General features: G+C 74.8%; 13 protein-coding genes. 7 read left to right on the forward strand and 6 right to left on the reverse strand.

Features of this window, described 5'->3' with window-relative positions:
* Nucleotides 1–85: 85 nt before the first annotated feature.
* Nucleotides 86–415, reverse strand: coding sequence for a hypothetical protein (locus ACWEN3_RS27075; RefSeq protein ID WP_452975934.1), 330 nt, complete (start codon nucleotides 413–415; stop codon nucleotides 86–88).
* A 176-nt stretch (nucleotides 416–591) separates the two neighbouring features.
* Here ACWEN3_RS27075 and ACWEN3_RS27080 point away from each other — a divergent pair, with 176 nt between their 5' ends.
* Together ACWEN3_RS27080 and ACWEN3_RS27085 are read left to right on the forward strand one after the other, a co-directional pair.
* On the forward strand, nucleotides 592–1620 hold the full coding sequence (locus ACWEN3_RS27080) for an MBL fold metallo-hydrolase (protein WP_452975936.1): 1029 nt from the start codon (nucleotides 592–594) through the stop codon (nucleotides 1618–1620).
* Nucleotides 1621–1683: 63 nt separating this feature from the next.
* A complete protein-coding gene (locus ACWEN3_RS27085) occupies nucleotides 1684–2043 on the forward strand; it encodes a nuclear transport factor 2 family protein (RefSeq protein WP_452975938.1) in 360 nt (119 codons plus the stop codon).
* A 210-nt stretch (nucleotides 2044–2253) separates the two neighbouring features.
* Here the strand turns inward: ACWEN3_RS27085 and ACWEN3_RS27090 are convergent, their stop codons facing one another.
* From ACWEN3_RS27090 to ACWEN3_RS27110, 5 genes are all read right to left on the reverse strand, one after another.
* Nucleotides 2254–3642 carry an NAD(P)/FAD-dependent oxidoreductase gene (locus tag ACWEN3_RS27090; RefSeq protein ID WP_452975940.1) on the reverse strand — a complete coding sequence of 463 codons (1389 nt, stop codon included), beginning with the start codon at nucleotides 3640–3642 and terminating at the stop codon, nucleotides 2254–2256.
* Between the two features lie 15 nt (nucleotides 3643–3657).
* Nucleotides 3658–4839 carry an MAB_1171c family putative transporter gene (locus tag ACWEN3_RS27095; protein ID WP_452975942.1) on the reverse strand — a complete coding sequence of 394 codons (1182 nt, stop codon included), beginning with the start codon at nucleotides 4837–4839 and terminating at the stop codon, nucleotides 3658–3660.
* A 16-nt stretch (nucleotides 4840–4855) separates the two neighbouring features.
* Entirely contained in the window at nucleotides 4856–6007 is a 1152-nt protein-coding gene (locus ACWEN3_RS27100; RefSeq protein ID WP_452975943.1) for an MAB_1171c family putative transporter, read from the reverse strand.
* Nucleotides 6004–6534, reverse strand: a complete 531-nt coding sequence (locus tag ACWEN3_RS27105) for a toxin (protein WP_452975945.1) — start codon at nucleotides 6532–6534, stop codon at nucleotides 6004–6006. Before ACWEN3_RS27105 ends, ACWEN3_RS27100 begins: the two co-directional genes overlap by 4 nt.
* A gap of 187 nt (nucleotides 6535–6721) precedes the next feature.
* Nucleotides 6722–7303, reverse strand: a complete 582-nt coding sequence (locus ACWEN3_RS27110; RefSeq protein WP_452975947.1) for an XRE family transcriptional regulator — start codon at nucleotides 7301–7303, stop codon at nucleotides 6722–6724.
* 147 nt (nucleotides 7304–7450) lie between these two features.
* Here ACWEN3_RS27110 and ACWEN3_RS27115 point away from each other — a divergent pair, with 147 nt between their 5' ends.
* From ACWEN3_RS27115 to ACWEN3_RS27135, 5 genes are all read left to right on the forward strand, one after another.
* A complete protein-coding gene (locus ACWEN3_RS27115) occupies nucleotides 7451–8596 on the forward strand; it encodes a hypothetical protein (protein WP_452975949.1) in 1146 nt (381 codons plus the stop codon).
* Between the two features lie 91 nt (nucleotides 8597–8687).
* Entirely contained in the window at nucleotides 8688–9923 is a 1236-nt protein-coding gene (locus ACWEN3_RS27120; RefSeq protein ID WP_452975951.1) for a M23 family metallopeptidase, read from the forward strand.
* A 334-nt stretch (nucleotides 9924–10257) separates the two neighbouring features.
* Nucleotides 10258–11472, forward strand: coding sequence for a prenyltransferase/squalene oxidase repeat-containing protein (locus ACWEN3_RS27125; RefSeq protein ID WP_452975953.1), 1215 nt, complete (start codon nucleotides 10258–10260; stop codon nucleotides 11470–11472).
* A complete protein-coding gene (locus tag ACWEN3_RS27130; RefSeq protein ID WP_452975955.1) occupies nucleotides 11469–12122 on the forward strand; it encodes an SCO2322 family protein in 654 nt (217 codons plus the stop codon). Before ACWEN3_RS27125 ends, ACWEN3_RS27130 begins: the two co-directional genes overlap by 4 nt.
* On the forward strand, nucleotides 12115–12902 hold a 788-nt coding region (locus ACWEN3_RS27135; protein ID WP_452975957.1), incomplete at its 3' end, for a CbiQ family ECF transporter T component. The genes ACWEN3_RS27130 and ACWEN3_RS27135, both read left to right, overlap by 8 nt.

Here is a 12902-nt window from a genome sequence, read left to right on the forward strand (position 1 = left end):
CCCGGGAGCCGGACCGAGCGGACCAGGCCGCCGTACCCGGAGGTGTCACCGCCGGCGCGGCCCTGATGACCGGGAATGGGCAGCTTCAGCGGCAGTACCGGTTGTAGGCGGAGCTGTAGCCCTGGTTGTAGCCGTCGACGTAACCACGGGCCCACGAGGAGTCATGGCCTCGCGCGTAGCCGGACCCGTAGCCCCCGCGGCGACAGTCGGAGCGCGCGTCGGCGAAGCCGTCGCGGAAGCCCTGCCGGAAGCCCTCCCGGTAGTGGTTCTGCTGCGGGACGACCGTCGCGGAACTCACGTGCGCCGCCGGAGCGGACGCGAACGCCGGCTGGATGCTCAACGGCATGAGGGCGACGCCGGTCGCCACCAGAACGGAGCTGAGGGCGGCGGCCCTCTTGATGGTCCTTCGCTGCATGAGCTCTCCCCAAATATGCCCATATGGAATACATCCACTCTAATAGTCCGAAAGCGTGACGCAACTCGTGGGTAACCGGCCCGCACGACCACCTCGCTCCCGCACGATCTGACGTTCCATCAGTTCTGGTTATAGTGGGCAAGGGTCGTGGGGACGGCGGGCGGAGGGGCGGTCAGATGACGCAGACGTTCGATCACGGCGGGGGCGTGCGGTCGGTTCGGGTCCCCATACCGGACAACCCCCTCGGGCACACGCTGGTGTACGTGGTGGACACCGACCGGGGACCGGTGCTCGTCGACACCGGCTGGGACGATCCGGCCTCCTGGGACACGCTGGTGGCGGGGCTCGCGGCCTGCGGTACGGCGGTCCGGGAGCTGTACGGGGTGGTCGTCACCCATCACCACCCCGACCACCACGGGCTGTCCGGGCGGGTGCGCGAGGCCTCCGGGGCGTGGGTGGCGATGCACGCGGCCGACGCGGCGATCGTGCGCCGGGCGCGGGAGACGCGGCCCGAGCGGTGGTACGCGTACATGGCCGCCAAGCTCACGGCGGCGGGCGCGCCCGAGGAGCACGTGGCTCCGCTGCGGGCCGCCCGGGGCCGCCGTGGCGTCCCCGGTCTCTCCCCCGCGCTGCCGGACCGGGAGATCGTCCCGGGCGAGCTCCTCGACCTGCCCGGACGCCGGCTGCGCGCGGTCTGGACCCCGGGCCACACGCCCGGTCACGTCTGCCTGCACCTGGAGGAGGAGCATCCGGGGCGGCTCCCGGGCCGGGGGCGGCTGTTCAGCGGTGACCACCTGCTGCCGGGGATCACCCCGCACATCGGCCTGTACGAGGACCCCGACGACGCGACCGTGACCGACCCCCTCGGCGACTACCTCGACTCGCTGGAGCGGGTGGGCCGGCTCACGCCCGCCGAGGTCCTCCCCGCCCACCAGTACGCGTTCACCGACGCCCCGGCCCGGGTGGCGCAGTTGCTCACGCACCACGAGGAACGGCTGGCGGGTCTCCTCGCCCTGCTGGCCGAGCCACTCACGCCCTGGCAGCTCGCCGAGCGGATGGAGTGGAACCGCCCCTGGGCCGACATCCCCTACGGTTCGCGCACCATCGCGGTGTCGGAGGCGGAGTCCCACCTGCGCCGGCTGGTGAAACAGGGCCGGGCGGAGCCGGTGGCGGGGACCGGTCCGGTGGTGTACGTGGCGGTGTGAAACGGGTCGTGCGCGGGGCGGGGTGAAAACCGGTCGCCGCCCCCCGGCCGTCGGGGCAGCCGCATGGACCCGTTGCGACGGCTTCTCCCCGAGCGCCCCTGCGAGCGCCTCGCCCTGGACTTCGCCCACCGGCTCGCCCTCGGTGAACCGGCCTCCGTGACCCGGCTGTTCACCGAGGACGGCAGCCGGAAGCGGCCCCCGTCAGGAGACGGGCGCGCGGTGCGGGGACGCGAGGCGCTGCGGTCGCACGTCGCCGGCCGCCCGGCCGGGCGGCTCTCCCGGCGGCTGACGCCCGACGTCCCGGCCACGGTCGCCCGCGAGGACACGGCGACGGCGGTCTCGTACGTCTCGGCCCACCGGGTCGACGGATACACGCGCCTGCGAGCGCCTCGTCCTGCCACCCCGGTGAACCGACCCCCGTAGCAGAGCTGTTCACCGAGGACGTCAGCCGGGAGCGGCCCCCGCCGGGAGACGGGCACGCGCTGCGGGGACGCGAGGCGCTGCAAGGTACATGGGTACACGGGCGGGACGGTCCCCGCCGGGCCGTCGGTTCAGGGCGGCCACCACGATGACTCCTCCCGCCGGCCTCGCGCGTGCCCCATCTGACCCCGCGGGCCCGCCCCGCCCCCGGGGTCAGGCGAGCGTCGACAGGAAGGCGTGTTCGGTCGGGGTGAGGGGCGGACCCGCGAGTGGCGGCAGGGCGGGGCCGGCGAGGGCTGCCAGGATCGCGCCCGGCCGCATCAGCCGGGACGGGCCGTCGCGCAGGCTGGTCACGTCCCACAGGGCGCACGCCGCCGCGTAGGAGCCGGTGGCCGCCCTCGTCAGGCGCTTGGAGTACTCCGCGGCGAGGCGGTCCGCGGGGGTCGGCCGGCCGCCCGTCACGCCGGGATACAGCACGTCCGTGCCGACGGCCACGCTCCAGGCCGCCTCGACGGACCGGGCCGCGGCGCACTGGACGCGCCGGGCCAGGCCGGGTGTGCCGGGGTCGCTGTCCCGCAGCGCCTCGGCGAGGGTCCGGGCGCCGAGTGCCGCGACGGACATGCCCTGCCCGTAGAGCGGGTTGAACGTGGCCACGGCGTCGCCGAGCGCGACGAAGCCGTCGGGCCAGAGGCGGGCCCGCTCCAGATACCGGCGGGAGTTGCTGGTGCTGTGGCTGGTGAAGACCGGCGTGAGCGGCTCGGCGCCGGCGATGAGCCGGCCCACCAGGGGGCTCGGCAGGCCGAGGGCGTAGCGGAGGAAGGCGTCGGGGTCCCTCGGGGGTTCGCTGCCGCGCATCCCGCCGAGGCTGACCATCCACTGGTCGTTCTCGATGGGGACGATCATGCCGCTGCGGCCGGGCCTGCCGATGTGGGGGTCGGCCTGGACCAGGGTCAGCGGCCAGTCCCGCGCGCCGGGCGGGGTGCGGTAGACGCGGGTGGCGTTGGCCAGGCCGCAGTCGACGTTCTTCTCCCGGATGCCGCGGACCCCGAGAGCGTCGAGCCAGGGCACGACACGGGTCCCGCGGCCGCCGGCGTCCACCACCCAGTCGGCGTCGAGTCCGTCCGCCCGGCCGTCGCCGGCCAGCCGCACGCCGACGACCCGGCGGGCGCTGCCGCGCAGTCCGGTCGCCTCGGCCCGGCGGATCTCCACGTTGGGGTGCTCGGCCAGGACGGCCCGGCGCACCACCCAGTCCAGCAGCGGCCGGCTGGAGGTGATCGTGACGTACTCGTGGTGCCGCCAGCGCCGGAACCAGCCCGCGGGGGTCAGGGCCACCATGCCGTCGCTCAGCGCCAGCTCCCTGGCCCCGGCTGCCAGCAGGTTCTTGCGTATGTCGGTCTGGGGCAGGAGCTTCTCCATCGCCTCCAGGCCGCCGGGCATCAGCAGATGGGCGTGGTGGGCCTGGGGCAGGCCCTTGCGGTGCCCGGGCGCGTCGGGCAGCTCGTCGCGGTCGAGCACGACCACGTGGTCCACGGCCGGCGACAACGCCGCGGCGGCGAGCAGGCCGGCGGTTCCGGCGCCGATGACAACGGCTGTGTGCGACATCTCGGTTCTCTTCCTTCAGCTCTGAGTGGCTCTCGCCGCACCTTCGCGGGCTGCCCTGACGACGGGTGACCCGGCCAGTGCCCGGGCCAGCTGGACCAGTTCGCCGGTGTCCGAGAAGACGGCGGTGTGCAGGCGGGAGGTGCCGGCCGGCTCGGGGCTCTCGGGCGGCTGCGGCCGGCGGGCCTGGTGCGCGGCGTCGACGACCATGGCGGCGGCCGCGATGAAGTGGGCCTCGCCGGGCGGGCTGCCCTGCGTCCGGGCCTGCCGGTACGCCGTCTCCCGCACCCGGCCGTCGCAGCGGGACTGGAGCGCGAGCAGGGCGTCGAGGATGCGGATCTCGCGGTAGTACAGCCGGCCGCGGGGCAGTTGCCAGCGCGGGGGCGCGGGCTTGGGTGCGGTCGGCACGCTGCGCAGCTCCGCCCAGAGGGGGGCCAGCGCCCGGTAGTCCCAGATGCTGTGCCACTGGGCCAGGGCCGCGGGCAGCAGCCGGGGCAGCACGAAGCCCGCGCTGCAGATCAGGGCGCCCAGGGCGGAGGCCGGCGGAGCGAGGTCCGTGGACAGGTGGTCGAGGTCGTACGCGGTCCAGCGGGCGGCGACCGCCGTGATCTTGGCGCACTCGAAGCCGATCACGTCGACGACGAGTCCCGCCATGATGAGGCGCAGGCCGACCCGGAGGATGCCGGTCACCTCCCGCGACCACCGCAGACACACACAGCACGTGATCACCGCGCAGGAGCCGTGCCCGAGCAGGTAGAGCACGATCATCTCGCGCATGTACGGGGTGTTCGCGTAGTAGGTGTCGAGGTCCCGCAGCCGTTCGACCGGTGCGCTCGCCAGGGCGAACAGCGTGATGATGGCGGCGATCAGCAGGCTGTACACGGTGACGACCCGCACGACCCAGCGCCGGACCTGCCCGGCGGGTCCGCCACGCCAGTTGATCAGCAGGATCAGCAGGGAGGCGCTGTACGCGGAGATGACGCTGTAGGTCATCGGCGCGCCGAAGTTGGGGGTCCGGGTGAGCGCGTTCACCGCGGACAGGGTGACGGGGGCCGAGCAGAAGAAGCACAGCCCGCCGAGGAAGATCGAGACGCAGGTGGAGGCGGTCAGCGGATCCCTCAGGGCGACCCGCGGCCTGCGGAAGAGAAGCAGGGCGGTCACGGCGAACAGGCTTGCCGCCGAGTACACGACGAGGCTCATGGATCGACGGCTCCGTTCAGCACATGGCCAGGGCGGGCTCGCCGGTGCCGTCGGCGAGGACATCGGCGATGCGCAGGAGCGCCGGAAGGTCGGGGCGTCCCGGGAGCGCTCCGGGCGCGCCGGCCGCCACGGGTCCGGTACCGGGCTCGCGCACGGCCCGGGTCGCGGCGGCTATGGCGGCGGCCCACGCGGCGGCCTCCGCCCCGTGCGGGTCGCCGGTGGTGCGCAGGTGATCGGTGTACGTCTGCCGGAACAGCCCCTCGTCGAAGTGCCGTTCGAGGTAGCGCAGGCCGTTGTAGATGGAGCTCTGGCGCCAGGTCAGCCGGCGGGCGGGCGAGGCCCAGAAGGGGCGCGGGACACGCAGGTACTCGCGGGTGAGGAGTTCGGTCAGCTGCCGCTCCAGCGGGCCCAGCCGCGCGTACTCCCGCCAGTAGCGTGCCCGGGTGGCGAGGTAGGGGCCGACCAGCGGGATGACGGTGCCGACGACGGTCAGCGCCGCGCTCAGACCGGCGCAGACCGGCGAGAAGGTCGTACCGAGCGCCGACCAGTCGCGTCCGCACCAGCGGGCGGCGACGGCCACGAGCTTCGAGGCGCTGTACCCGCCGCCGACCACGGTGCCGAGCCCCATGGTCACCAGCCCGGCGCGCAGGGAGCCGCGCAGGTGCCGGGCCCAGGACAGGGACCGGCAGGCGGTGACGAGGACGGCCGTGAGATGCGCGACCAGGTACAGGACGATCATCTCGGCGACGTACGGCGTGGTGGCGTAGTAGGTGTCGAAGTCGGTCCGGCGTTCCACCGACGTGTCGCCCAGGGCGAACAGGACCGCGATGCCGCCGAGGACGGCCGTGTAGCCGAGGGTCCAGCGCCGGATGGCGCGGGCCGTGCCCGGGCCGCCGCGCCAGCCCACGACGAGCACCAGGGACGCGGCCCCGTAGGCGGTGATGGCCGCGTACGTCAGCGGGGCGGCCAGGTTGGGCACGCCGCTGAGGCCGTTGATGAGGCCGACCGTGTGGGGCGCGCCGAACAGGAAGCACAGCGAGGCGAAGGCCAGCACGCTGCTGAGGGCGAGCAGGAAGGGATCACGCCATCTGCGCAGGAGGTCCGGCGCCTTGGCGAGCAGTCCCAGCCACAGCAGTCCGCAGCTCACGTAGTTGATCAGGTCACTCACCTCTCGGCCCCGCGGTAGTTCAGGGCCGCCCCGATACGTCCCGCGAGGTCGTCGTGGCCGGAGTTGTGCGCCGCGTAGACGGAGTCGGGGGATGCTTTCAGCCAGGGGCGCAGCCGGTCGCCGATCAGCATGCCGAACAGATCGGCGCGTTGTTCCGCGGCCTCCAGGAAGCGGGTGCGCGCCGCGGCCGGGCGGGCGCCGTCGGGGCCGGCCGGCGCGAGGCCGCCGTCGGCGTGTGCGGCCAGGTGGGACGGGTCGTCGTCGGCCATGTGCCACAGTTCGTGGCCGAGGATCACCAGCTTCATCCAGGGCGGGGCGTCGGCCTCGATGACGATGTCGTCGCGGGTGCCGCGCTCGATCCAGAGTCCGGTGGCGGAGGTGTGCGGCGGGAAGTTGGCCAGGTGGACGACGATGGGGCGTCCGCGCCACCGGGAGGCGGACTCGACCAGCGCGCAGAGAAGGTCACCGGGGTCGGCGGGGATGGGAACCCTGAGGGGGTCGATGAGCGCGTTGGCGAACCGGCGCATCTTCCTGGTTGTACGCACCATTCCCCCGGGGGCTGCGAGCGGTCACGTCTGATCGCAATATGCCAAGTCCCCGTCGCTCGGGCCACCTTCGCCCGGGGCGTGCGGGCGGCACGAAAGGGACGTACCGCGGATACGGGGTACCGAGGGGTCCGCGGGGTGGCCGGAACGCATGCCCCGCGCAGTGCTGTCAGCTCTCGACCGGCTCCGTGGAGATGATCATTTCGGCCAGGTCGGCGAGGGTGGCGAGCTGCCGGGCGTTCATCTGCGGGGCGCGGGCGGCGAGCCGGACCAGGCCGCTCTCGCGCAGCCGCAGCAGGGGGTCCGTCTGCACCTGGAGTCGCTGCGCCACCGGCCGCAACGCCTCGTAGAGCGCCTCGGGTTCGTCCGCGGTGAAGAAGCCGGCGGGCAGGCCGAAGTGACGGCGCAACCGGTCGGTGTGCTCCAGGCCGGGCATGCCGCTCTTGCGCCACTCGCTCAGCCACTGCCGGCTGGTTCCGGCGATCCTGGCCAGCTCGTCCAGCGAGTACCGCTTGCCGTCGGGGCGGCGGCGGGTCTCGCGAATGAAGTCCAGCCGCTGGCGGACCCGTTGGGCCAGGCAGGCCTCCGGTGCCCGGCCGCCGCCGAGCAGGTCGACGACGACGCCGACGGGTATGCCGGTTCGGTGCGAGAGGTCGGCCACGTCCAGGGCCTCCGGCAGCCGTCCGGGCCGGCCGGTCAACTCGCCCAACCGGACGAGCAACTCGGCCAGCGAGGCGTAGGCGTCACTCACCGAGGTCCCCCCTGGGCGTGTCGTCCTGATCGGTGACTGGACTGACGCGAGGCTACCCGGTCCCCCGGGCGCCGACCAGACGTGACAACGCACCCTGCTCAATTAGGCAGCAATCGTTGACAGTTGACGGTGCGGTGGGTGAGGATCATGGCACAGAGAGCAAGCCGACCCGCCCCGGGTGCCGGCTACGGGGGAGCGGCATCCGGGGTGCTCCTCGTCCACGTTCTCCCCGGGAAGGGCCAGGCGTCGATGCCGCTGCCCGTACTCCTGCTCGGAGTCGAACGCAGGGTGTCGTACGGGGAGTTCACGCTGGCGCGGATCGCCGCGGCCCGCCCGGTGGTGTTCGTGGGCACCGCCCCGCCCCGCTGGGCGCGCCCCTTCCTGGCCGGCCACCTCATGGCCGATCCGGACCGGGCGGATGAGACGGCCGAGGCGGTGGCGCGGTACGCGGCCCGGCACCGTGTCGCCGGCGTCCTCACCTGGTCCGCGCGGCATCTGCCCACCGCCGCGCGCATCGCCGGCCGGCTGGGCCTGCCGGGCCCGTCGTACGAGACGGCCGCGGCCTGTGCCGACCCGGGGGCGCTGGCGGACCTGCTGTTGCGGCACAAGGTGCCGCCCGCCGGACCCGAGGACGCGGCGGCGCCGCTGGTGTCCGCCGAGACCGTCGTACTGGACGACGAGGTCCGCATCGCCGCGCTCACCCGTACGGCCCCAGGTCCGCCGCCCGCCCACGCGGCACTGCGGCGCTCCGTCCACGCCCACGACGGGCTTCTGCACAACCCGTTCCTGCGCCAGACCGTCCGACGGACCGTGCGCGCCCTGGGTCTCACCCGCACCGTCGCCCACATCGGCCTGCGGCTCACCGACCGGGGCCCCCGCGTCGCCGGTGTCGCCCCGCACCTGCCCGGCGATCTCGTGCCCCTGCTCGTGGAGTCGGCCACCGGCGTCGACCTGGCGCGGGCCGCGGCGGACCTGGCGTGCGGCGCGCCCGCCGACGTCACGCCCACCCGGCAGCGGGCCGCCGCCGTCCAGTTCGCCTATCCGGCCGCGACCGGCCGGGTCAGCCGCCTGGACGTGCACCCCGCCACCGCGTACGAGCCCGCCCTGGAGTGCCTGGTCCTCACCCGGCGGCCCGGCGACCTGGTGACGGCGGCCCCGTACGCGGACGTCACCGACCGGCTCGCGCACTGGGTGGTGACGGGCGAGGACGCCACGGAGTGCGAGCACGCGCTGGACCGGCTGACGTGGTGCCTGACCGTCGCCGTCATGCCCCCGCCGGCGCGGGCCGCCTGACAACTCGACCCATCGGGGACCGAGTTGAGTACAGGGGTACCGGCCGCCCGTACGGCTGAGACCCGAAACCCGGAAGAAGGAGTTCGTCCCGATGCGTGACACGACCAGGGAACCGGCGGACGGCCGAGGGACGCGACCGGAGGGCGCCGAGGCGGCCGCCCTGTACCGGTTCCTCACCGCCGGGCCCGCCGACCGGGAGCGGCTCGCGCCGCGCGTGGTCGCCGCCGTGGGCCGGGAGCGGCTCGACGGGATCGTGGACGCCACCCTCGGCCGGGTCGGCGAGGTCACCGGCGTGCGCGACAGCCCCGACGGGCTGGTGATCGAAGGCACCAGGGGGCGGGCTCTCGCCTTCGCGTCCACCCGTGACGGCCGTGAACTTCGCAGACTCCTGATCTCCCCGGCCGCCCACCGGCCGCCCCGCGTGCGGATGTCCGGCGGTACGCGCGCGGCCCTCGCCTGGACCGTGCTGACCGTGCTGTTCGTCATACGCATCGGCGCCTGCTGGGAGGCGCCCTCCCGGCTCGCCTGGCTGGGCCGGCTGCTCGTCGTCGCGGCCGGATACCTGTTCCTGGAGGGCTGGCGCACCCTCGCCGCGGAGCCCTGGTGGCTACGCCGTCCGCTGGAGAGCGGGGCACTCGTCGCCCTCGCCTCCGCCTGGCGCCTGCCCGGACTGCCCACGTCGGGCGGCGCGACCCCCGACCTGGTGGTGGGGACGGCCCTGCTCGCCGGGCTCGGGTTGCTCCTCGTGCGGGCACGGCGCCACCGCTGGGGGACGACCGTGTCACGCCCTCTCATGTTCCCCTTACAGAACGGCAGTTGGTACATCGTTCAGGGCGGCGGACGCGGCCTGAACCATCATGCGCCCTTCCCCGAACAGCGCGGCGCCCTCGATGTGATCCAGGTCGGCCCCGGCGGCAGCCGGTCACGCGCCCGCGTCCGGAGCGAGGGCGCGACCGGCCGGAACGAGAGCTACCTCGTCTACGGGCAACCCCTGCACGCCCCCTGCGACGGCGAGGTCGTCTCCGCCGCCGACCACATCGCCGACCAGGACCCCGGCACCATCCGCTACCAGCCCCTGTACGGCAACCACGTGTGGATCGACACGGGCTCCGAGATCGTCAAGCTGGCCCATCTGCGCCCCGGCACCGTGACCGTGGCCAAGGGCGACCCCGTGCGCGCCGGGCAGGTGCTCGGCGAGGTGGGGAACTCCGGCAACAGCACCGAGCCGCACCTGCACATCCACGCCGAACGCGACGGCCTCGGCCTCGACCTGGAGTTCCGGGGCGTCCCGGGTCCGCTGTGCCGGGGCCGGACCATCCGCACATAGGCGCCGCGGCGCACGGTCCGTCGGCGCCTCGCGCGCGTGACGCCGGTCACCGCCGCCCTGTGCGCACAGCCACCCCTCGGGCCGCGCGGGGCTGCCGGTAAAGTGGCGGAGTCGTCATCACACCCGTACGGGGGGAAGCCGGTGCAATTCCGGCGCTGACCCGCAACCGTGAACCGCCCTCAGGCGGTGAGCCGGACTGCCCCGGACGGAACGTTGACCGGCTCACGTGCCCGGCCCCCGCCGCGCACGGCACCGTCGAGGTATACGGAGCCGAGCCGCCCGGGGTCCTCCCGCGCGCTGCCCGGCTCCCCGCAGGGAGAGGCAGTCGCCGACCATGAACGTCCGCCGCAGTGCCGCGGCTCTCGCCGCCATAGGCGTGCTGGCCGCCGCCGCGCCCGCCACGGCCGCCGGCCCGTCCCCGTCGGCGTCCCCGAAGGTGACGCTGCCGGCCGGGCTGTACGGCAAGTCCGACCCGACCTACGACGGTGTGTGGCGCCAGTCGCTGGCCCTGGTCGCCCAGCGGACCCTCGGCTACCGGCCTGCCGCACGGGCCGTGGACTGGCTCGCCGGCCAGCAGTGCGCGAACGGCGCCTTCGCCGCGTACCGCGCGGACCCCGCCAAGGCCTGCGACGGCAAGACCATGGTGGACACCAACAGCACGGCCGCCGCCGTCCAGGCCCTGCACGCGGCCGGCGGGCACGACGGCGCCGCCGGCAAGGCGGTGGACTGGCTGAAGTCCGTGCAGAACAAGGACGGCGGCTGGGGCTACACCCCCGGCGGGCCCAGCGACACCAATTCCACCTCCGTCGTCATCGGCGCGCTGACCGCGGCCGGCACGGACCCGGCCGGCCTGCGCAAGGCAGGCAAGTCGCCGTACGACCTGCTCGCCGCCTGGTCCATACCGTGCGGCCAGGACGGCGGCGGCGCCCTCGTCTACCAGCCGGACAAGAAGGGCAAGCTGCTCGCCAACGCGGACGCGACGGCGGCCGGCGTACTGGGCGCGCTCGGCAAGGGGTTCGCGGCCCAGGGCGGCAAGTCCCCCGCGAAGGACGCCTGCGCCGAGGCCGCCCACCCGGCCCCGGCCCAGGTGGCGGACAACGCCGGCGCGTACCTCGCGGCGGCCGTCGCCAAGAGCGGCCACCTCCAGTCCGCGCTGCCCGGCGCCAAGGACCAGCCCGACTTCGGCAACACGGCGGACACGGTCGTCGCGCTCGCCGCGGACGGCCGGACCGGGCCGGCGAAGAAGGCGTACGCCTGGCTGGAGAAGAACGCCACCCAGTGGGCGGCCCAGAGCGGCCCGGCCGCGTACGCCCAGCTGATCCTCGCCGCGCACGCGATCGGCGCGCAGCCGGGCGACTTCGGCGGCACCAGCCTGGTCCGCTCCCTCAACGGCCTGGGCCCGGCCCCGCACATGGACGGCGCCGCCGCCCACACGGCGAAGGCGTCCGACGACTCGCACACCGGTGTCTGGTGGATCGTCGGCGTCGGCCTCGTCGCGGGCATCGGCATCGGCTTCCTGTTCAGCGGCCGGAAGAAGCGGCAGCCGTGACCGCCGTCCGCCGTGCGGCGCCCCTGCTCGTGGCCGCGCTCGCCCTGGTGCTGTGCGCCGGGCAGGCGCGGGCCACCGGCTACCGCTACTGGTCGTTCTGGGAGCGCTCCGGCGGCCACTGGACGTACGCCACGCAGGGCCCGTCGATCGTCCGGCCCGACGACGGCGCCGTGGAGGGCTTCCGCTTCGCGGTGAGCGCGGACTCCGCGGACGCGACCCGGCCGCGCGGCACGGCGGACTTCGGCACGATCTGCGCGGGCACGCCCGCCAGGTCCGGCAGCAAGCGGGTGGCCCTGGTCCTCGACTTCGGCACGCCCGCGGACGCGCCGTCCGGCGAGACCCCGCCCGCGGGCCGCACGGCCTGCGCCCGGGTGTCCCCCGACGCGACGACGGCGGACGCCCTGGCCGCCGTCGCCAAGCCCCTGCGCTACGACAGCAACGCCCTGCTGTGCGCGATCGCCGGGTATCCGCAGAAGGGGTGCGGCGAGCAGGTCTCGGGCGGCGCCTCGGCAGGGAAGAAGAGCGGTGCGGCCCCGGCGGGGAGCGGCTCGCACGGCGGACCTTCGCTGGGCCTGCCGATCGGCGCGGGAGTCGTCGCCCTGCTGGCGGCAGCGGCGGTGTGGCAGGCGCGACGGCGACGCGATGCGTGAGTGCGGGCCGTCCGTGGCCGCTCGCACGGCGCCCCGCGCCCCTTCGGCGCGCCACCGGCACCGCGCCCGGGTGCACCCGGGCGCCTGGTGGCTCTGGGCGATATCCCTCGGGACCGCGGCCACCCGCACCACCAACCCGCTCCTGCTCGCACTCCTGACAGCCGCGTCGGCGTACGTCGTGGCCACGCACCGCTCCGCCGCCCCCTGGGCCCGCTCCTACTCCGCCTTCGCCAGGCTCGCCCTCGCCGTCCTCCTCGTCCGCCTCGTCTTCGCGGTGGCGCTCGGCTCCCCCATCCCCGGCACCCACACCGTCCTCACCCTGCCCGAAGTCCCGCTCCCCCACTGGGCGCAGGGCATCCGCCTGGGCGGCACGGTCACCGCCGAGGCCCTCGTCTTCGCCGCGTACGACGGCCTGAAACTGGCCACCCTGCTGATCTGCGTCGGCGCCGCGAACGCCCTCGCGAGCCCGTCCCGGCTCCTGAAGTCCCTGCCGGGCGCCCTGTACGAGACGGGTGTGGCGGTGGTCGTCGCCCTCACCTTCGCCCCGCACCTCATCGCCGACGTCCGGCGACTGCGCGCCGCCCGCCGGCTGCGCGGCCGTCCGGACCGGGGCGTACGGGGTCTGCTCCAGGTCGGACTGCCGGTCCTGGAGGGCGCGTTGGAGCGCTCGGTCGCGCTGGCCGCCGCGATGGAGGCCCGCGGTTACGGCCGCACCGCCGAGGTGCCCGCCCGGGTCCGCCGTACGACGGCCGCGCTCACCCTCGGCGGCCTGCTCGGCGT

It is taken from the genome of Streptomyces sp. NPDC004561 (assembly GCF_053602155.1).

Excerpts from the sequence above, each read along its gene's own strand:
- ACWEN3_RS27105 (WP_452975945.1), bottom strand. The coding sequence starts at position 6,534 with ATGCGCCGGTTCGCCAACGCGCTCATCGACCCCCTCAGGGTTCCCATC.
- ACWEN3_RS27125 (WP_452975953.1), top strand. The coding sequence starts at position 10,258 with ATGAACGTCCGCCGCAGTGCCGCGGCTCTCGCCGCCATAGGCGTGCTG.
- ACWEN3_RS27095 (WP_452975942.1), bottom strand. The coding sequence starts at position 4,839 with ATGAGCCTCGTCGTGTACTCGGCGGCAAGCCTGTTCGCCGTGACCGCC.
- ACWEN3_RS27075 (WP_452975934.1), bottom strand. The coding sequence starts at position 415 with ATGCAGCGAAGGACCATCAAGAGGGCCGCCGCCCTCAGCTCCGTTCTG.
- ACWEN3_RS27120 (WP_452975951.1), top strand. The coding sequence starts at position 8,688 with ATGCGTGACACGACCAGGGAACCGGCGGACGGCCGAGGGACGCGACCG.
- ACWEN3_RS27090 (WP_452975940.1), bottom strand. The coding sequence starts at position 3,642 with ATGTCGCACACAGCCGTTGTCATCGGCGCCGGAACCGCCGGCCTGCTC.
- ACWEN3_RS27080 (WP_452975936.1), top strand. The coding sequence starts at position 592 with ATGACGCAGACGTTCGATCACGGCGGGGGCGTGCGGTCGGTTCGGGTC.
- ACWEN3_RS27115 (WP_452975949.1), top strand. The coding sequence starts at position 7,451 with ATGGCACAGAGAGCAAGCCGACCCGCCCCGGGTGCCGGCTACGGGGGA.
- ACWEN3_RS27085 (WP_452975938.1), top strand. The coding sequence starts at position 1,684 with ATGGACCCGTTGCGACGGCTTCTCCCCGAGCGCCCCTGCGAGCGCCTC.